Source organism: Methylobacterium oxalidis (assembly GCF_007992195.1).
Classification (GTDB): domain Bacteria; phylum Pseudomonadota; class Alphaproteobacteria; order Rhizobiales; family Beijerinckiaceae; genus Methylobacterium; species Methylobacterium oxalidis.
In genome coordinates this window covers 1-18,989 of record NZ_BJZU01000018.1, presented here as the reverse complement: position 1 = coordinate 18,989, position 18,989 = coordinate 1, and the positions used below count along the sequence as shown (strand labels likewise).

At 71.3% G+C, this 18,989-nt stretch carries 20 protein-coding genes and 1 pseudogene; 18 read left to right on the top strand and 3 right to left on the bottom strand.

Annotated elements, in window-relative coordinates:
• Positions 1-96 precede the first annotated feature (96 nt).
• A complete protein-coding gene (locus MOX02_RS06230; RefSeq protein WP_147024941.1) occupies positions 97-843 on the top strand; it encodes a YebC/PmpR family DNA-binding transcriptional regulator in 747 nt (248 codons plus the stop codon).
• 81 nt (positions 844-924) lie between these two features.
• Complete coding sequence (gene ruvC / locus MOX02_RS06225; protein ID WP_147024940.1) at positions 925-1,488, top strand: crossover junction endodeoxyribonuclease RuvC; 564 nt, start codon at positions 925-927, stop codon at positions 1,486-1,488.
• Between the two features lie 5 nt (positions 1,489-1,493).
• Here the strand turns inward: ruvC and MOX02_RS06220 are convergent, their stop codons facing one another.
• Positions 1,494-2,129 (bottom strand): YceI family protein, encoded by a 636-nt coding sequence (locus MOX02_RS06220; RefSeq protein ID WP_147024939.1) that lies wholly within the window; start codon positions 2,127-2,129, stop codon positions 1,494-1,496.
• A gap of 148 nt (positions 2,130-2,277) precedes the next feature.
• On the opposite strand from MOX02_RS06220, the gene ruvA reads away from it, so the two are divergent.
• Both ruvA and MOX02_RS06210 read left to right on the top strand, forming a co-directional pair.
• Positions 2,278-2,895: a Holliday junction branch migration protein RuvA gene (gene ruvA / locus MOX02_RS06215; RefSeq protein WP_147024938.1), complete on the top strand. Its 618-nt coding sequence runs from the start codon at positions 2,278-2,280 to the stop codon at positions 2,893-2,895.
• 434 nt (positions 2,896-3,329) lie between these two features.
• The gene (locus MOX02_RS06210) at positions 3,330-4,013 is read left to right on the top strand and encodes a response regulator transcription factor (RefSeq protein ID WP_147024937.1); all 684 of its coding nucleotides are present in this window, start codon (positions 3,330-3,332) and stop codon (positions 4,011-4,013) included.
• A gap of 98 nt (positions 4,014-4,111) precedes the next feature.
• On the opposite strand, the gene MOX02_RS32640 is transcribed toward MOX02_RS06210, so the two are convergent.
• Together MOX02_RS32640 and MOX02_RS06200 are read right to left on the bottom strand one after the other, a co-directional pair.
• Complete coding sequence (locus MOX02_RS32640) at positions 4,112-5,503, bottom strand: flagellin N-terminal helical domain-containing protein (protein WP_147024936.1); 1,392 nt, start codon at positions 5,501-5,503, stop codon at positions 4,112-4,114.
• A gap of 328 nt (positions 5,504-5,831) precedes the next feature.
• A complete protein-coding gene (locus MOX02_RS06200) occupies positions 5,832-6,113 on the bottom strand; it encodes a PilZ domain-containing protein (protein WP_147024935.1) in 282 nt (93 codons plus the stop codon).
• Positions 6,114-6,423: 310 nt separating this feature from the next.
• On the opposite strand from MOX02_RS06200, the gene MOX02_RS06195 reads away from it, so the two are divergent.
• The 14 genes and pseudogenes from MOX02_RS06195 to MOX02_RS06130 form a co-directional block, all read left to right on the top strand.
• Positions 6,424-6,978 carry a hypothetical protein gene (locus MOX02_RS06195; protein ID WP_147024934.1) on the top strand — a complete coding sequence of 185 codons (555 nt, stop codon included), beginning with the start codon at positions 6,424-6,426 and terminating at the stop codon, positions 6,976-6,978.
• Positions 6,979-7,123: 145 nt separating this feature from the next.
• Positions 7,124-8,320 (top strand): DUF1217 domain-containing protein, encoded by a 1,197-nt coding sequence (locus tag MOX02_RS06190; RefSeq protein ID WP_147024933.1) that lies wholly within the window; start codon positions 7,124-7,126, stop codon positions 8,318-8,320.
• Positions 8,321-8,324: 4 nt separating this feature from the next.
• Positions 8,325-9,050: a flagellar basal-body rod protein FlgF gene (gene flgF / locus MOX02_RS06185; RefSeq protein WP_147024932.1), complete on the top strand. Its 726-nt coding sequence runs from the start codon at positions 8,325-8,327 to the stop codon at positions 9,048-9,050.
• A 4-nt stretch (positions 9,051-9,054) separates the two neighbouring features.
• Positions 9,055-10,383 (top strand): flagellar protein export ATPase FliI, encoded by a 1,329-nt coding sequence (gene fliI / locus MOX02_RS06180; RefSeq protein WP_147024931.1) that lies wholly within the window; start codon positions 9,055-9,057, stop codon positions 10,381-10,383.
• A gap of 80 nt (positions 10,384-10,463) precedes the next feature.
• The gene (locus MOX02_RS06175; RefSeq protein ID WP_147024930.1) at positions 10,464-11,702 is read left to right on the top strand and encodes a flagellar hook protein FlgE; all 1,239 of its coding nucleotides are present in this window, start codon (positions 10,464-10,466) and stop codon (positions 11,700-11,702) included.
• Between the two features lie 29 nt (positions 11,703-11,731).
• Entirely contained in the window at positions 11,732-13,174 is a 1,443-nt protein-coding gene (flgK, locus tag MOX02_RS06170; protein ID WP_147024929.1) for a flagellar hook-associated protein FlgK, read from the top strand.
• Between the two features lie 5 nt (positions 13,175-13,179).
• The gene (locus tag MOX02_RS06165; protein WP_147024928.1) at positions 13,180-14,232 is read left to right on the top strand and encodes a flagellar hook-associated family protein; all 1,053 of its coding nucleotides are present in this window, start codon (positions 13,180-13,182) and stop codon (positions 14,230-14,232) included.
• 81 nt (positions 14,233-14,313) lie between these two features.
• Positions 14,314-14,661, top strand: a complete 348-nt coding sequence (flaF, locus tag MOX02_RS06160) for a flagellar biosynthesis regulator FlaF (RefSeq protein ID WP_147024927.1) — start codon at positions 14,314-14,316, stop codon at positions 14,659-14,661.
• An 8-nt stretch (positions 14,662-14,669) separates the two neighbouring features.
• Positions 14,670-15,146: a flagellar biosynthesis repressor FlbT gene (gene flbT / locus MOX02_RS06155; protein WP_147024959.1), complete on the top strand. Its 477-nt coding sequence runs from the start codon at positions 14,670-14,672 to the stop codon at positions 15,144-15,146.
• A gap of 3 nt (positions 15,147-15,149) precedes the next feature.
• Positions 15,150-15,545: a flagellar hook assembly protein FlgD gene (gene flgD, locus MOX02_RS06150; RefSeq protein ID WP_147024926.1), complete on the top strand. Its 396-nt coding sequence runs from the start codon at positions 15,150-15,152 to the stop codon at positions 15,543-15,545.
• 27 nt (positions 15,546-15,572) lie between these two features.
• A complete protein-coding gene (locus MOX02_RS06145) occupies positions 15,573-15,839 on the top strand; it encodes a flagellar biosynthetic protein FliQ (protein WP_147024925.1) in 267 nt (88 codons plus the stop codon).
• Between the two features lie 66 nt (positions 15,840-15,905).
• Entirely contained in the window at positions 15,906-17,999 is a 2,094-nt protein-coding gene (gene flhA, locus MOX02_RS06140; protein ID WP_147024924.1) for a flagellar biosynthesis protein FlhA, read from the top strand.
• Positions 17,996-18,751 carry a flagellar biosynthesis protein FliR gene (fliR, locus tag MOX02_RS06135; protein WP_147024923.1) on the top strand — a complete coding sequence of 252 codons (756 nt, stop codon included), beginning with the start codon at positions 17,996-17,998 and terminating at the stop codon, positions 18,749-18,751. The genes flhA and fliR overlap by 4 nt, the downstream gene beginning before the upstream one ends.
• 5 nt (positions 18,752-18,756) lie before the next feature.
• Positions 18,757-18,989 (top strand): annotated as a pseudogene (locus MOX02_RS06130) (hypothetical protein); the annotation flags it as partial.

The window sequence follows — 18,989 nt, the reverse complement described above, 5'->3', positions numbered from 1 at the left end:
CCTATAACCGCGCTCATTCCCAACGCGGCGACGTCGAGGATGGGGCCGGGTGGCGGCCGCGTTCCTCCGTCGCGAAAGAACCGACAAGGTCACGCCATGGCCGGCCATTCCCAGTTCAAGAACATCATGCACCGCAAGGGCCGGGTGGACGCCGTCCGCTCGAAGGTCTTCGGCAAGCTCGCCCGCGAGATCACGGTCGCGGCCAAGCTCGGCACGCCCGACCCCGCCATGAACCCGCGCCTGCGCGCCGCGATCCTCGCGGCCCGCGCCGAGAACATGCCCAAGGACAACATCGAGCGCGCCATCAAGAAGGCGGCCGGCGGCGAGGGCGAGAACTACGAGGAGATCCGCTACGAGGGCTACGGCCCGGGTGGGGCGGCCCTGATCGTCGAGGCGCAGACCGACAACCGCAACCGCACGGCCTCGGACGTGCGCTCGGCCTTCACCAAGGCCGGCGGCACCCTCGCCGAGACGGGCGCCGTCTCCTTCATGTTCGACCGGGTCGGCGTCATCGCCTTCCCGCCGTCCGTGGCGGACGCGGACGCGATGCTGGAGGCGGCCATCGAGGCCGGCGCCGACGACGTCCGCTCGGATGAGAACGGCCATGAGGTCACCTGCGCGCAGGACGCCTACGGCGAGGTGACGAAGGCGCTGGAGGCCCGCTTCGGCGAGCCGAGCCGCACCGCCCTCGTCTGGAAGGCGCAGAACACCATCGACGTCGACGACGAGACCGGCGAGAAGCTCGTGCGCCTCGTCGAGGTGATCGAGGACCAGGACGACGTGCAGAACGTCTACGTCAACTTCGCCCTCTCCGAGGCGCTGATGGCGAAGCTCGCGGCGTGATAGGCTGACGCGCCCCCCGCAACGATCCGTTCACCGTCGCGGGGCCAGGGTCACGGCTCGCCCGGCCAGGAGACAGACCCCATGAGCGCCCCCGTCCGCATCCTCGGCATCGACCCGGGCCTGCGCCGCACCGGCTGGGGCGTGATCGAGGCCGCCGGGACCAAGCTCGCGTATATCGGCTGCGGCGTCGTCACCTCGGACGGGGACCTGCCGCTGGCCCTGCGCCTGCGCGAGCTCTACGAGGGCATCACCCGGACCGTCGAGGCGTTCCGGCCGGACGAGGTCTCGGTGGAGGAGACCTTCGTCAACAAGGACGCGCAGGCGACGCTGAAGCTCGGCCACGCCCGCGCCGTCGCCCTTCTCGTGCCGGCACTCGCGGGCGTTCCGGTCTTCGAGTACTCGGCGAACCTCATCAAGAAGACGGTCGCGGGCTCGGGCCACGCCGAGAAGGTGCAGATTCAGGCGATGGTGAAGTTCCTGCTCCCGAAGGCGGAGTTCAAGCTCGCCGACGCGGCGGACGCCCTCGCCATCGCCATCACACACGCCAACCACCGGGGCGCGCACGCCCTCCGGAGCGCGCACCTGCCGGCAGGCGTCGGAGGCCCGGCCGCGGCGCGGATCGCGGCCGCACTGGCGCGCGGCTGACGCCCCTACTCCGCCGCCTTGAACTCGCCCTCGAGGCGCAGCGACACCTCGTCGCCGAGCGCCGGCAGGAAGGCGTTGATGCCGAACTCCGAGCGCTTGAGCACGGCGCGCCCGTCGAATCCCACCGTGTACTTCTTGTCGACGGGGCTGATCCCGGCCTGGTTGAAGGTGGCGTCGAAGGAGACGGGCTTCGTCACGCCCCGGAGCGTGAGATCGCCGTTGACGCGGGCCGTGGTCGGGCCCGTGGGCTCCACCGAGGTCGAGGTGAAGGTGGCGGTCGGGAACTTCGCCGCGTCGAAGAAGTCCGGCGTCTTGAGGTGCTGGTTGAGCTTGTCGTTGAGGCCGTTGACGCTGTCGATCCCGACGGTGACCGTGATGCGGCTCTTCGCCGGCTCCCTCGGGTCGAGGGTGGCCTTGGCCGCCACGTCGGTGATCTGGCCGTAGTAGGTCGAGTAGCCGAGATGGCTCAGCGACCACGTGATCTTGCCGTGGGCCGGGTCGAGCACGTAGGCGCCGGCGCGCACCTGCGTCGGGTCGGTGGTCGGCGCGGCCTGCTCGGCCGCGGCGGCACCCGCAGCGAGGAGGACTACGGCCGCGAGGCACGCGGCTGCGCGGGGCAGGAAGGGCGCGGTCTGGCGCATCGGTCTGTCGCTCGCATCGGGTCGGGTGGCTGCGCCCCGGCCGGGGCGGGACCCTTGATTTCACGAACCCGGCGGCGGCTCAAGGCCGCGTTGGCGACAGGACCCGGAACCCTGTAGGGCATCCCGCAGGACGGATACGGACGGCTCGATGATCGGGAAGCTCAAGGGCTTGGTGGATTCCTACGGCGAGGATTTCGTGATCCTCGACGTCAACGGCGTCGGCTACGTGGTGCACTGTTCCGCCCGCACCCTGCAGCGCCTGCCTCAGCCCGGCGAGGCGGCCGACCTCTCGATCGAGACCCATGTCCGCGAGGACATGATCCGTCTCTACGGCTTTCGCTCGGACGCGGAACGGGAGTGGTTCCGCCTGCTCCAGACGGTGCAGGGCGTCGGCAGCCGCGTCGCCCTCGGGGTCCTCTCGGTGCTGGAGCCGGGGGCGCTCGCCACCGCCATCGCCACCGGCGACAAGGGGGCCGTCGCCCGCGCCCCGGGCGTCGGCCCGCGGCTCGCCGCCCGGCTCGTGGCGGAACTGAAGGACAAGGCGCCGGCCTTCGCTCCCGTCGACCCCGCCCTCATCGCGCTTACCGGCGCGGTCGAGGACCGCACGGCGCCCCAGCCCGTGGCGGACGCGATCTCGGCGCTGGTCAACCTCGGCTACCCCCAGGTCCAGGCCTCCGCCGCTGTCGCCGCCGCGATGAAGAGCGCGGGCGAGGGCGCCGAGGCGAAGACCCTGATCCGCCTCGGCCTGCGCGAACTCGCGCGCTGAGGCTGCTGGCCGCGGCCTCGCCGAGCATCCGAATCATCGCTGGAGGCTCCGCCCTTCGCCCGGCGAACGCGGCGCGCCGCCTTGCGGGGCGCCCGCTCGACCCTCTTCGGCCGGCTGGCGGGACGGAGGTGAGAGCAATCTGTGAGTGCAATGCACGCGCGAGCATGCGACCCCTGGGTGCGGTGCCGTTGCGCGTCTGCAACATATGAACGCGCCGCCCCACCGTTTAACGACTCGTTAACCATTTCCCGAGAAATGCTCCGTTACGCATTCGTTAACCGTACGGTTTCGGGCGCGGCCGGGGAAAGAAGAATCAAGTCACCGAAACGTCCAGCGCCCCGGCTTCGCGCAACACCGCAGTAGATCTCAAGACAACGGCCGTGCCTAAACGCGCGGTCCGGCATGATTTCTATTGTCTTCTTGGGGGTTTTGAGGTGTTTCTTGTCGTCGATGAGCGGCAGAGCGTTGCCGCGCAGTATGTTGCCGGTTTCGACCAGGAGGGCGTGCCCGCCCGCTGCCTTCCGGTTCCGGACTTCCGGGCTTGGCTCGACGCTGCTCCGGCGCAGGACATCGCGACGATCGACGGGTTCGTGCTCGGTGATTGCGACGACCGCGCCACCTGCACCGCCGCCCTGCGCAGCCTGTCGCGGGCGCCGATCATCGCGCTCAACGAGACCCGCTCCCTGGAGCAGACCCTCGCGCTGTTCACCGCCGGCATCGACGACGTCGTGCGCAAGCCCGTCCACGTCCGCGAGATCCTCGCCCGGGCGAGCGCGATCCGCCGCCGCATGAACCGCGGCGAGACCCGGGTCGCCGCGAGCCCGGACCAGAGTGCACGTCTCACCGTCTACACGGACGGCCGCGATCCGGAGATCGACGGGCAGAGCCTGATGCTGCCCCGCCGCGAGCGCACCATCCTCGAGTACCTCGCGCGCAACCGCGGGCGGCAGGTGACGAAGAGCCAGATCTTCAACGCCGTCTACGCGAGCCACGAGACCGAGGTCGAGGAGAGCGTGGTCGAGGGCCACATCTCGAAGCTGCGCAAGAAGCTCCGCCAGCGCCTCGGCTACGATCCGATCGAGGCCAAGCGCCTCGCGGGCTACACCTTCGTCGGCTGAGGCGGGAGGCCGCGAGGATCGCGGCGCGCCTCGAGGCGACGAGAAAGGCCGCGCTCCGGGGAGCGCGGCCTTCATTCTGTCCGGGATTTGGCCGGGTCTTAGCGGAACAGCGAGAGCACGTTCTGGCTGCTGGAGTTCGCGATGCTGAGCGCCTGGATCGCGAGCTGCTGCTGCGTCTGCAGCGCCTTCAGCTTGGTCGATTCCTCCTCGACATCCGCATCGACCAGGATGCCGACCGTGCGGTCGTTGGCCTTCATCAGCGTGTCGACGAAGGTCTTCTGACCGTCGATCTGGGTCTTGTTGGCGCCGAGCTTGGTGCCCGCATCCGTCACCTTGCCGATGGCCTGGTCCACCGCGTTGATGATCGCCCGGAGGTCGTCGTCGCCCTTCGTGCCGACGAGCTTCGAGATGTCGAAGTTCGCGACCGTGTAGGCGCCCGTCATGCCGGGCGCCGTGTAGGTGCCGACGTCGCTGTCCAACGTGCCCTTGCCCGTCGTGCTGCTCGCGTTGGTGCCGGTCGCGACGGCTCCGGTCGCGCTGGCGGCGCCGAAGCCGACATCGATCGTGTTGTTGGCCGTGGTGTCGACCTGGATCTTCGTCGTGCTGGTCGCAGCCGTCGTCTTGAAGGTGAGGCGCCCCTGCGAGTCCAGGCCCGCGGTGACGTTGCCGGTCAGTCCGGTCGTCGCCGCGATCGTGTTGTTGATCGCGTCGATGAACTCGTCCGTCGTCACCTTGGTGACGTCGGCGACGGCCGCGGTCAGGCTCGCCTTGTCGAGCTTGAGGGTAACGCCCGCGCCGCCGTTCAGCTTGATCGAGAGTTCGACCACGGCGCTCGAGAAGTCGGCCGTTCCGCGGGTGCCGGCGGCGGCGCCCGGCCGGAACGGAGCCGTGCCGGTCAGCGACTGGCTCGCGAAGACCTGCGCCTCGGTCGCGGGCTTGGTGATGCTGGTGCCGGTGGCATCGTAGAGCTTGATCGTCCCGACATCGACCTTGACGTAGGAGAAGTCGATCGTGCCGCCCGCATTGCGCGAGAAGCCGGCGACGACCTGCTGCTGGCTCTGGTAGTTCGACGCGGCCGAGTCGACCGAGATCCAGTTCTGGCCGCTGGAGACCGAGGAATCGGCGGTGGCCTTCATCTTGTTCTGGATCGCCGCGATCTCGGTCTGGACCTTGCTGCGGTCGACGCCCGGGGTGAGGGCGGTCTGCAGCTTGGCGCGCATGTTCTGCAGGTCGGTCAGGATCGAGTTGAGTCCGTTATAGGCGGTGTCGACCGCGGACGATCCGAGGCCGAGCGAGTCCTTCACGGCACCGAGCGAGGCGTTGTCGGTGCGCACCGTCGTGGCGATCGACCAGTAGGCGGCGTTGTCGGCGGCGTTCGACACGCGCTGGCCGGTCGAGACGCGGTTGCTGGTCATGTCGAGCTGCGTGTTGATGCCCTTGAGGGTCGTCAACGCGGTCATCGCGGAGATGTTGGTGAGCAGGCTGGTCACGGGATCACACTTCCGGGTTCGGCGAGTTGGCAGGGCGGGTTCTGGAACCGGGCTCTCACCGGGATAGCGGAACGGCCGACCGGACTCGGGCTCGCCGAGGGGGCCACGCGCCTACGCGTTACACGTCCGGACTCGCACCGGATCAGCGGAAACGACATCATGTCACTGGCTCCGGAGGAGCCGTCCGCTGTGCCTGCATCGGCGGACAGGATTCTCAGGGCTGAGACATCGTTCGCCGATGCCGCGACTATGCGGGGCGCCCGTTATCAAGCGATTAAGCGGGCGGGCCCGGTCCGTCCCGCGCCTCGACCCTGTGGATGGGCGCGTCTCAGGACGCCTCGAAGGTGAGGCCGGCGAAGTCGCCGCGCCGCCAGCGCAGCCGAGCCCGATGGGTCGACAGCTCGTCCCCGACAATGACGAGGTCGAAGCTCTCCGGCAGCGCGATCCGCGGCGAGAGGCGGATCTTCGCGCCCGCGCGCGAGAGGTCGTGGATCGTGCAGGCGACGAGGCGCTCGGGCCCCGCCACGATCCGGCCCTGCTGGATCACGCGGCGGCGCTTGGCCGCCCGCGGGCGCTCCGCGTCCCGCCCGCTCTCGTCAGGACCGGGCATCCGGGGCCGCCTCCGGTCGAGCGCCCGGCAGGATCGGCGCCTTCGTACTCTCGCCTCTCATCCTGAGAAGACGGGTTGAGCGGGCCCGTCCGAACTCGGGGCGGCGATGTGACATCCAGGTCGGCATGCGGGACTGAATACCCCGATTCCTCCGTTCGCGCGCATCATCGCGCCGGCCATCCTTCACCCGCGGGCCGCCTCCCGGAGGTGCCGGAACGCCCGGCTCGGCGCGAGCCCCATTAACCGCTCGTCAAGCATGATCCTTCACGATCCGTTAGGAAGACCGTCACGCCCAAGCACAGATCCTCCCATGTCCCGCCACGCCGTCAAGCCGTCCGGCGCCTTGCCGTCCGCTCCCGCCGCGCGCCCGCTCGCCGGCTCGGTCGCGGTCCGGCGAGCCCGCGAGGCCGCCGTCGAGCGGGTCGCGCTCGGCGCGGTCGGCCTTCTCGCCCTCACGGCCAGCGGATTTGCCGGCTACGCGATCTCGACCGGGACGCGTCCCTACGCGACCCGGGAGGTGCTGCCCGCGCAGGCGGGCCCCTTCGCCTGGAAGAAGGGCGTCGACAGGAGCGTCGTGGCAGGCGCGGCCCAGCCCGATCTCGATCCCCTCACCACCGGCTCGCTGCCCGAGCGGCCTGCGGCGGTGCGCTCGCCCGCGCCGCAGCCCTCGCCCGTTCCGCCGAGCGGCTACGCGCTGCGGCGCGTGCTCGACGGGCAGGCCCTCGTGGAGAGCCGGGACGGCGTGCGGCAGGTCTCGGTCGGCGCCACCCTGCCGGGGGCCGGCCGGGTGCTCTCCATCCGCGACACGGGCGCCGGCTGGATCGTCATCACCACCGAGACCATCATCGGGCCGGCGCAGCTGTGAGGCCCGCGCCCGAACCCGCCGCCGGACAAGCCCCGGGCAAGGCAGGATGCCTAGAGCGGGGCGAAGCCGCATCCGGCACCCTCGCGAGCGCGCAAGCCATGGCCGTCGCCCTCACCCTCAGCGCCGCCCGCGCGGAGGGCCACCCGTGATCGACACGCTGTCGAGCTACAGCCTGATCGCCCGCGATCTGACGGCCTCCCTGAAGCGGAAGGCCGCCGACCCGGCGGTGGCACGCGACACCCGCTACTATGCCGACCATATCGGCGCGGTGCGGTCGGTCGACGACTTCCTCGCCGACAAGCGCCTCTACGGCTACGCCATGCGCGCCTTCGGCCTGGAGGACATGATCTACGCCAAGGCCTTCATGCGGAAGGTCCTGACCGAGGGCGTCTCCTCCGGGACGAGCTTCGCCAACCGCCTCGCCGACGACCGCTACGTCGCCTTCGCCCGGGCCTTCGACTTCGCGTCGGGCAGCGCGAGCGCCCGGGGCACGGACGGGACGATCTCGGAGACGGGCGCCGCGGCGCCCGTGCCCGCGCGCCTCTCCGGCAACCCGCCGGACGGTGAGACCTTCGACTTCTCGGGCTCGCAGGAGGCGCGCTTCGCGCTGTCCTCGCAGGTCGACGCGGCGACGACGAGGTCGGCCACCATCCTCCTCAACCGCGACACCCTGGCGGCCTCCGTCGCCGACCTCGCCCGCGTGACCTCCACCGAGCTCGCCGACGCGATCGATCGTCAGATCGCCGCCTCGGGCGAGACGAACCTTGCCGGCAAGGTCTCGATCGGCCTCGGCCTCGGCAACCGGCTCTTCCTCGAGACGACGGCCTACGCGCCCCCCTTCGGCGGACCGGCCTACGCCGCCGGCGGGGCGAACCGCAGCCTCGCGGTCCGCAACCTCGCCCTCTCGGATCCGGGCCGGACGGCGATCGACATCGGCTTCGGCACGGCTCTCGCCCCCGACGCGCAGGTGCAGAACGTCACCGACGCCTACCTGCGCCAGACCATCGAGACGCAGGCGGGCGAGGAGGACACGGGCGTGCGCCTCGCCCTCTATTTCGCCCGCAAGGCACCGGACCTGACCAGCGCCTACGAGATCCTCGGCGACCCGGCGCTCAGCCAGGTCGCCAATACCGTGCTGGGACTGCCGGCGACGAGCGGGGCCGCGACCAGCGAGGCGCTCGCCCGCCGCGCGAGTTTGATCGAGGCGAAGATCGACGTCGCGAGCTTCCGGGATCCGGCCAAGCTCGAGGCCTTCGTCAAGCGCTTCGCCGCGATCTGGGACGCGCAGAACAACGCGACCCAGGCGCCCGTGCTCGCCCTGTTCGGCGTCTCCGGGAGCTGACGGCGTGCAGAACGGACTCTACGTCGCCCTCTCCAGCCAGCTCGCGCTGGAGAAGCGGCTCACGACCACCGCCAACAACGTCGCCAACATGGCGAGCGCGGGCTACCGCGCGGAGGAGACGAAGTTCTCCGCCCTGCTCGCCCAGGCGAGCCGGGGGACCGTCGCCTTCGTGGGTTCGGGCGACACCTACATCTCGCGCGCCGCCGGCCCCACCACGAAAACGGATTCGCCCCTCGACGTCGCCGTGCAGGGCGACGCGTGGCTGAGCGTCGGCGGTCCGGCCGGACCGCTCTACACCCGAGACGGCCGCATCACGATGGACGCGACGGGCCAGCTCCGGAACCTATCGGGCCAGCCCGTGCTCGACCCCGGCGGCGCGCCGCTCCTCCTCGATCCGCAGGCCGGGCCGCCGACGATCGGCCGCGACGGCAGCATTCACCAGGGCACCAACCAGGTCGGGGCGCTCGGCCTCTTCACCCTTGACCCGAAGGCGGCCCTGACGCGGGCGGGCTCGAGCAGCGTCGCCTCCAGCCTGCCCGGGCGACCGGTCCAGGATTTCACCGCGATCGGCGTGGTGCAGGGCTACGTCGAGGGTGCGAACGTCAACCCGATCCTGGAGATGACGAAGCTCATCACCATCCAGCGCGCCTTCGAGAGCGCGGCGAGCATGACGGCCGAGGCCGAGACCTCGCTCTCGGGCGCCATCAAGACCCTCGGACCGCAGGGCTGACGCGATGGCGGCAGACGCGATCGAGCGCCTGGAACTGGCGCTGGCCGGCGCGCTCAGCGAGGGCGCCCTCGTGCGGGTCGGCGGGCCGATCCGCGAGGTCACGGCGAGCGCCTGCCGGATCGGCGGCGTCGCCCCGTTCGTGCGCCTCGGCGACCGCATGGGCTTCACGGCGCAGGGACGGATGCAGGTCGGCGAGATCGTGCGCGTCGACGAAGCGGGCGCGACCCTCAAGGTGTTCGAGAACCGCATCGAGGCCGGCATCGGCACGCCCGCCTTCCGGCTCGGCCCGGCCGACCTCAGGCCCGATGCGAGCTGGAAGGGCCGGGTCATCGACGCCCTCGGCCGCCCGATCGACGAGGCCGGCCCGCTGCGGCCGGGAGAGCGCGCGGCTCCCCTCGACGCCGACCCGCCCGCCGCCTTCGCCCGCGCCCGCGTGCGCCGCCCCCTCGGCACGGGCGTGCGGGCGCTCGATCTGTTCACCCCGCTCTGCGCGGGCCAGCGCATCGGCATCTTCGCGGGCTCGGGCGTCGGCAAGTCGACCCTGCTCGCCATGCTGGCCGGCGCCGAAGGGTTCGACAGCGTCGTCGTCGCTCTCGTGGGCGAGCGCGGGCGCGAGGTGCGCGAGTTCCTCGAAGGCCCGATCGCGGCGGCCCGCGCCCGCTCCGTCATCGTCGTCTCGACGGGCGACGAGAGCCCGATGATGCGCCGCCAGGCCCCGAAGGTGGCACTCGCGGTCGCCGAGAGCTTCCGGGACGCGGGCGAGTCGGTCCTGCTCATCGTCGACTCGGTAACCCGCTACGCCCACGCCGCCCGCGACGTGGCGCTCGCCGCGGGCGAGCCGCCGGTGGCCCGCGGCTATCCGCCGAGCGTGTTCTCGGACCTGCCGCGCCTCCTCGAACGGGCCGGGCCGGGCTCCGAGGGCTCGGGCAGCATCACGGGCGTGTTCTCCGTCCTCGTCGACGGGGATGACCACAACGACCCCGTGGCCGACAGCATCCGCGGCACGCTCGACGGCCACGTCGTTCTCGACCGCGCCATCGCCGAGCAGGGGCGCTACCCGGCGATCGACCTGCTCGGCTCGATCTCGCGGCTCTCGGGCGAGGTCTGGACCGGCGAGCAGCGCGACCTCGTGCGCAAGCTCAAGGCGATGATGGCCCGGTTCGAGGAGACCCGGGACCTGCGCCTGATGGGCGGCTACCGCCCCGGCACCGACGCCGAGCTCGACCAGGCGGTCGCCCTCGTGCCCCGCATCTACGAGGCCATGCGCCAGGAGCCGGGCCAGCCCCCGAGCCGGGACGCCTTCCTCGAACTCGCCCAATCCCTGCGCGGCTGAGGCCACCCCGTGCCCCTCAGCCCCGCGCAAGCCATCCCGCGCTTAATGCGCCCCACGACAGGTCCCATCGAGGTGTCCGCATGAGTCTCATCGGCGTGCTCCGCACCGGCGTCTCCGGCATGAACGCCCAGTCGAACCGCATCTCGACGGTGGCCGAGAACATCCAGAATTCCGGCACGACGGGCTACAAGCGCACCTCGACGGAGTTCTCCTCGCTGCTCCTCGAATCGGCCGATTACGGCAACTACAACTCGGGCGCGGTCGAGACCGCGATCCGCCGCTCGGTCGGCGAGCAGGGGCCGATCGCCTTCACCAACTCGAAGACCGACATCGCCATCCAGGGCAACGGCTTCTTCGTGGTGCAGGACACCAACAAGGGCTCCTACCTCACGCGCTCGGGCAACTTCGTGGTGGACGGGCCGACCGGCAACCTCGTGAACGCGGGCGGCTTCACCCTGATGGGCTACAGCCTCGCCAACGGCGAGCCGAGCCCCGCGCTCAACAGCGTGCAGGACATGGTGCCGATCAACGTCTCGCAGATCGGCACGCAGGCGCGGCCCTCCACCATCGGCTCGATCGCCGGCAACCTGCCCTACGACGAGTCCGTGCTGCCCGCGACCCCGGCGCCGGTGCCGGCCGGCGCCGCCTATTCCAAGAAGACCTCGCTCGTCACCTTCAACAATCTCGGCCAGTCGGTGACCCTCGACATCTACCTCGCCAAGACGGCCTCGGACACGTGGTCGGTGAGCGTCTACGACGCCTCGGCCAAGCCCGCCTACGCCCTGCCGAGCCCGCCGCTGACGACGAGCAGCATCACCTTCGGCGCGAGCGGCAAGCCGCCCGCCACGACGAGCATCACGGTCACGGTGCCGAACGGCCAGCCGGTCAAGATCGACATGAGCAACGTGACGCAGCTCGCGGGCGCCTACGCCCTCAACGGCGCGGCGAACGGCTCGGCGCCGACCTCCGTGACGGGCGCCGAGTTCGGCACCGACGGCACCGTCTACGCCATCTACGCGGACGGCACGCGTGCGGCCGCCTACAAGGTGCCGCTCGCCGACGTGCCGAGTCCCGACAACCTCGAGCCTCGGGCCGGCAACGTCTACACGATGAGCCCGAAATCCGGCGACCTGCTGATCGGCTTCGCGGGCCTCAACGGCCGCGGCACGATCAAGGCCGGCGCCCTCGAGCAGTCGAACGTCGACGTCAGCACCGAGCTGACCGCGATGATCGAGTCGCAGACGGTCTACACCGCCAATTCCAAGGTGTTCATGACCGGCAACGAGCTCCTCGAGACCCTGATGAACCTCAAGCGCTGACGGCAGGCCGCCTCAGGGGAACCGGACCGATGGGCCTCTCGCTCGCCCTCAACACCGCCCGCACCTCGCTCGTCGCCACCTCGAGCCAGATCGCGGTCGCCTCCCGCAACATCGCGGGGGCCAACGACGCGTCCTACGCGCGCAAGATCGCGACGCTGGTGACGGGCGGCGGTGCCGTCCGCGTGGTGATCGCGCGGGCGAGCGACGCGGCCCTGTTCGCGCGCAAGCTGGACGCGACCTCGGCCTCGGCCGAGCGCAATGCCCTGCTCGGCGGCCTCACGACCCTGTCCCGGACGGTGGGCGACACGGCCGACGCGACCTCGCCCGCGGCCCGGCTCGGCGCGCTCAACGCCGCGCTCCAGGCGGCCGCCAACCAGCCGGACAAGACCGCCATCCTGCGCACGGCGGTCGACGCCGCGCGGGACCTCGCGGGCAGCCTCAACACCGCCGCCGAGTCCGTGCACGGCGTGCGCCTCGAGGCCGACAAGGCGATGTCCGCCTCGGTGGCGCGGATCAACGATCTGCTGGTCCAGTACGACGCCGCCAACCGGGCCGTGATCCGGGGCACGGCCGAGGGCAGCGACATCTCCGACAGCCTCGACGACCGGGACCGGATCATCGCGGCCCTGTCCGAGGAGGTCGGCCTGACCACGGTCGAGCGCGAGGGCGGCGACCTCGCGCTCTACACTGACGGCGGCGTTCCCCTGTTCGAGCGCACCGCGCGCAGCGTCACCCTCGCCGCGACGGCGGCCTTCGCTCCCGGCACGGTCGGTGCGGCGGTCACGGTCGACGGTGTGCCGGTCACCGGGTCAGCCTCGCCGATGCCCCTCGCCTCGGGGCGCCTGGCCGGACTCGCGGCCCTGCGCGACGACCTCGCCCCCGCCTACGAGGCGCAGCTCGACGCCATCGCGGGCGCGCTCGTCGAGGTCTTCGCCGAGACCGACAAGGTGACCCCCTCGGCCGGCGACCGGCCGGGCCTGTTCACCCTCGGCGCGGGGGCGGCCTCCACGGCGGGCTCCGCCGCCCGCATCCGGATCAACCCGGCGGTCGATCCGCAGCGGGGCGGCGACCTCGCGCTCCTGCGCGACGGCGGCATGAACGGCGCCGCCTACCGCGACAACCCCGCGACGGACGCCGCCTATTCCGGTCGCCTGCGCGGCCTCGCGGCGGCGCTCGCCGCCGAGCGCGGCTTCGATCCCGGCGCGGATCTCAAGGGCAGCGCCTCCCTCCTCGGCTTCGCCGCGGCCTCCGCCGGCTGGCTCGAGGCCAAGCGCAAGGACGCGGCGGCGGCAGCCGAGTACCAGGCGACCCTGCTGGGCCGCGCCGGCGACGCCCTGTCGAACGCCGTCGGCGTCAACGGGGACGACGAGACCGCCCAGACCCTGCAGCTCGAGCGTTCCTACACGGCCTCCGCCAAGCTCCTGACCCTGGTGGACGACCTTCTGCGAACCCTCCTCGACGCGGTGCGATAGCGGCCATGATGACCACGAGCTTCATCTCGAGCCTCAGCCTCTCGAACGCGTCCCGCGCGAGCGTCCCGCGCCTGCAGGCCGAGCTCGCCAGGGCGAACAGGGAGATCGCGGACGGACGCTTCGCCGATGTCGGCCTGGAACTCGGCGCGCGGGTCGGCGAGAGCCTCGGCCTGCGCCAGCGCAGGGCCGAGCTCGAAGCCCTGCGCACGGGCAACGACGCCGCCTCCCTGCGGCTCTCCACGAGCCAGGCCGCCCTCAAACAGGTCCAGGCGGCGGCCGACGCGCTGCAGAAGGACATGATCGGCCTGACCGACCAGCAGCGCGCCGGGACCGTCGCCGCCACGGCCGGAAGCCAGCTCGCGGCGCTCGCCGCCGCCCTCAACGCCTCCGCCTCGGGCCAGTACGTCTTCGGCGGCACCCGCACGGGCGTGGCCCCGCTCACGGCCTACGCGGGAAGCCCGGCCTCCCCGGCGCGCGCCGCCGTGGACGCGGCTTTCACGGCCTATTTCGGCTTCGCCAAGGACAGCCCGGGCGCGGCCGGCGTGTCGGCGGACCAGATGAAGGATTTCCTCGCGACGCGGATCGAGCCTCTCTTCTCGGAAGCCTCGTGGACGAGCCAGTGGTCGCAGGCCGCGAGCCGCAACCTCGACAGCCGGATCTCGCTCAGTGAGACCATCGAGACCTCCGTCAACGCCAACGCGCCGGCGATCCGCAAGCTCGCCATGGCCTACGTGATCGCCTCCGACCTCAACCTCGGCGCCATGCCCCTGGAGACCCGGCTCGTCGCCACCGGGCGGGTGCAGACCCTGCTCGGCGAGGCGAGCGGCGGGCTCGTCGCGATGCAGGCCGATCTCGGACGCGCCCAGTCGCGGATCACGGACGCGAACAGCCGCCTGGAGGCACAGGCTTCGCTGCTATCGACCGAGATCGGCCGGCTCGAGGCGGTCGACCCGGCGGAGGCGAAGACCCGCGTCGACGCCGTCACCACCCAGCTTCAGATGTCCTACGCGCTGACCGCCCAGCTCCGGCAGCTGAGCCTCGTCGCGTTCATCGCCTGACTTTTCGACACCGCGTCGCGCCGGAGGCGGCCCGCCGCCCTCCGGGCGCGGCGGCACGAGAGCACACGAGGCACCGGCTCCATGTACCGTTTCTCCTATTCCGAGATCCTCGAGGACGCGCCCGAGACCGGCCGCGAGCGCGAGCGCGAGGCGTTCGACCGCGCCCTCGGCCTCCTGCGGGACGTCGAGGCGCGGGGCCTCCGGGGCGCGGAGCGCACGGCGGCGGTCGGCCTCGTCCAGGATCTCTGGAACGTGCTGATCGCCGACCTGCTCAGCCCGGACAACGCCCTGCCCGAGGGCCTGCGCGACGATCTCGTCTCGATCGGCCTGTGGACCATGCGCGAGGTGGGCGAGGTGCTGAGCGCGCCCGAGCGCAGCCTCGCCGCGCTGATCGAGGTGAACACCTCGATCCGGGAGGGCCTGCGGTGAGCCGGACCATGCACCTCTCCCTGAGGCCGGGCGAGCGCGTCTACATCAACGGCGCCGTGCTTCGGGTCGATCGCAAGGTGTCGATCGAGCTCCTGAACGAGGCGACCTTCCTGCTCGAGGGCCACGTGCTCCAGGCGGAGGAGGCCACGACGCCGCTGCGCCAGCTCTACTTCGCGGCGCAGACCATGCTGATCGATCCCGCCCGGGCCGAGCCCGCCCGCGCCCTCTACGCGAGCCTGCAGGACGGCATCCTCGAAGCGACCCGTGACGCCCGGGTCCACGAGCGGCTGCGGGCGGCGCGGGGGCATGTCGAGGCCGGACGCCTGTTCGAGGTGCTGAAGCTCATCCGCGCGCTCTACCCGGTCGAGGCCGCGCTGATGGCGTCGAGCGAGGGTGCCGCAGCCTCGCCCTCCGCCCCGATCCCGCCGGCGGTTCTGCCCGAGCCCCGGCCGAAGCGCCCCGTGGGCGCCCGCAAGGAGGTCTGAGCCATGGACGTTTCCGCCACCAACTCGACCGCCGCGGCGACCGCCAAGGCCGCCGGCACGGTCGCCTCGAAGCTCAACGCCGACGCGTTCCTGACGCTGTTTATGACGCAGCTGAAGAACCAGGACCCGACGAAGCCGATGGATTCGACGGAGTATGTCGGCCAGCTCGCCTCCCTGTCCCAGGTCGAGCAGGCGACGAAGACCAACCAGAAGCTCGACTCGCTCCTGTCCGCCAGCTTCCTGGACCAGGCCGAGGCGATCATCGGGCGCACCGTCACCTCGGCGGACGGCGCGGTCTCGGGCACGGTGCAGTCCGTGCGCATCACGAGCGACGGCGCGCTCGCCCGCCTCACGGACGGGCGCGAGATGCTCCTCGCCTCCGGCATCGTGGTGTCCTGAGGCTCGCGAGGACAGGGAGGACCTGCCATGAACGAGGTCGATGCCCTCGAACTCGTGCGCTCCGCCATCTGGACGGTGATCGTGGCGGCCGGCCCTTCGGTCGGCGCGGCGATGCTCGTCGGCATCGTGGTGGCGCTCGTCCAGGCGCTCACGCAGGTGCAGGAGGTGACGCTCACCTTCGTGCCCAAGATCCTCGTGATCCTGCTGGTCCTGGCGGCCACCGGCTCCTTCGTCGGCGCGCAGATCTACGCCTTCGCCGAGACCACCTACGGCCGCATCGCCACCGGCTTCTGAGGGCCATCCTCGCGCAAGCTTGGCCCGCCACAACCGCTCGGGCCTGGAGCGGAGGGTGGGGGCGTCATGGCGGTGAGCGGTGCGGCGGGCGGCGTGCCCGCCGCGGAGCAGCGGTCGCGGCGGGATTTCGGGTTCGCGGCGGGCATCGTCTGCATCCTCGCGGTGCTGTTCCTGCCGGTCCCCGCGATCCTGATCGACGTCGGGCTCGCCTTCTCGATCGCGCTGTCGGTGCTGATCCTGATGGTGGCGCTCTGGATCCAGAAGCCGCTCGAATTCTCCGCCTTCCCGACGGTCCTGCTGATCGCGACGCTGCTGCGGCTCGCCCTCGGCATCGCCACGACGCGGCTGATCCTGGCCAACGGCCAGAAGGGCGTGGACGCCGCCGGCCACGTCATCCAGGGCTTCTCGCAGTTCGTGATGAGCGGCGACTTCGTGATCGGAATCGTGGTCTTCGTGATCCTGATCACGGTCAACTTCCTCGTCATCACCAAGGGCGCGACCCGCATCGCGGAGGTTGGCGCCCGCTTCACGCTCGACGCCATTCCCGGCAAGCAGATGGCGATCGACGCCGACCTCAATGCCGGCCTCATCGACGACAAGGAGGCGCAGCGCCGCCGTCGGGAGTTGGAGGAGGAATCGGCCTTCTTCGGCTCGATGGACGGCGCCTCGAAGTTCGTGCGCGGCGAGGCGGTGGCCTCGCTCATCGTCATCGCGGTCAACGTCTTCGGCGGCATCATCATCGGCACCACCCGCCACGGGATGCCGCTCGCCCAGGCCGCCGACATCTTCACCAAGCTCTCGGTCGGCGACGGGCTCGTCTCGCAGATCCCGGCGCTCATCGTCTCGCTCGCCGCCGGCCTCCTCGTCTCGAAGGGCGGCACCCGCGGCACGGCGGAGGAGGCGGTTCTCGGCCAGCTCGGCGCCTACCCCCGGGCGCTGATGGTGGCCGCCGCGCTGATGGGCCTCTTCGCCCTCGTGCCCGGCCTGCCCTTCCTGCCCTTCGTGGCCCTGAGCGGCCTCCTCGGCTTCGTCGCCACCGTCATCCCGAAGCGGCTCGCCGCCAGGCAGGCGCTGGCCGCCGCCAGGGCGGCGGCCGAGGACGAGCAGAAGGCCGCCGCCGCGCGGGAATCGGTCAAGGAATCGCTGCGCACGCCGGAGATCGAGCTCCTGCTCGGCCGCCAGGTCGCCGCCCAGCTCCAGGCGAGCCACGCCGAGCTCTCCCACCGCGTCGCCAAGATGCGCCGAAAGTTCGCCCGGCAGTACGGTTTCGTCGTCCCCGACATCAAGCTCACCGACAGTCTCGCGATCCCGCCCAAGGCCTACCAGATCCTGATCCACGGCACGGTGGCGGCGACGCAGGAGTTGCGGCCGGGCGAGATGCTGGTGGTGATCGGCGACGGGCCCCGCCCCGACGTTCCGAGCGACGAGGTGCGCGAGCCCGCCTTCGGCATGCGGGCGCTGTGGGTGATGGACTCCTACGCGGGCGAGGTGCGGCGCTCCGGCTTCGAGGCGATCGACGGCGCCTCGGTGCTGCTGACCCACCTCTCCGAGGTGATCCGCAACAACCTGCCCCAGTTCCTCTCCTACAAGGACATGCGCGGCCTGCTCGACCGGCTCGACCCCGAGTACAAGCGGCTTCTCGACGAGATCTGCCCGTCGCAGATCTCGCATTCGGGCCTGCAGGCGGTCCTGAAGCTTCTGCTCTCCGAGCGCGTCTCGATCCGCAACCTGCACCTGATCCTGGAGGCCGTGGCCGAGATCAGCCCGCATGTGCGTCGCGCCGAGCAGATCGCCGAGCACGTGCGGATGCGGATCGCCCAGCAGATCTGCGGCGACCTCGCCGAGAACGGCGTTCTGAACGTGCTCCGCCTCGGAGCGAACTGGGACCTGTCCTTCCATCAGAGCCTGAAGCGCGACGCCAAGGGCGAGGTGGTCGAGTTCGACATCGACCCGCGCCTCGTCGAGCAGTTCGGCACCGAGGCCGCCGCCGCCATCCGGACACGGATGAAGGAGGCGCACGGCTTCGCGCTCGTGACGGCGCCGGACGCGCGCCCCTACGTGCGCATGATCATCGAGCGCCTGTTCCCGACGCTGCCGGTGCTCTCGCACCTGGAGATCGCGCGCGGCGTCGAGATCAAGTCTCTCGGCACGGTCTCGTGACCCCCCTCGCGCCCGAGACCTTCCTCGGGGTGTTCCTGATCTTCTGCCGGGTCGGCGGCTGCCTGCTCGTGGTACCGGGCTTCTCCAGCCCCCGCGTGCCCCAGCAGGTGCGCCTCCTCATCGCGCTCGCCGTCTCGCTCGCGGTCGCGCCGCTGATCCTGCCCCTGTTCCGGGAGCGGCTCGGCGGGCAGGCGCCGGCGCAGACTCTCCTCTGGATCGGCACCGAGACCCTGACCGGGCTGCTGATCGGATTCCTCGGGCGCATCTTCGTGATCGTCCTGGAGACCGTGATGAACGCGGTCTCCGTGATGGTCGGCTTCGGCAGCATGCCGGGCGCGCCCGTGGAGGGCACCGACCCGGTGCCCGCGGTCGAGTCCCTCATCCTGCTCACCGCCACCGCCCTGCTCTTCGCGGCGGACCTGCACTGGGAACTGTTCCGCGGCCTCGTCGACTCCTACGGCCGCATCCCGCCGGGAGAGGGGATCGGAACACAGATCCTGCTGGTGCGGATCGTCGATCAGGTCGGCGACGCCTTCATGCTGGGCCTCAGGATCACGGCACCGTTCGTGATCTACGCGGTCCTCGTGAACCTCGCGGCGGGCTTCGTGAACAAGCTGACGCCGACGATCCCCGTCTACTTCGTGGCGACGCCGTTCGTGATGTTCGGCGGTCTGCTCCTCCTCTACAGCGTCGCGGGCGCCTTCATGACCGAGTACCTCGCGGCCTACGCGCAGTGGCTGCGGAAAGGCTGACGGTCATGCTCACGGGAGACCGCCTCCGGCGGGCCGAGCGGCTGATGGCCGTGCAGGGCGAGATGCGCCGGCTCGCCGAGCGCGACCTGGCTGAGGCGCGGGCGCGCGCGGCGGCGCTGGAGTCGGACCGCGCCGCGCTTCTCGCCGCGCTCGCCGGGCCGGCGCAGGCGACGCTGCCCCTCGAGGCTGCGGCCCGCCGTCTGCGCGGCCTCGCGGCGGAGGCGGCGGAGGCGGGCCG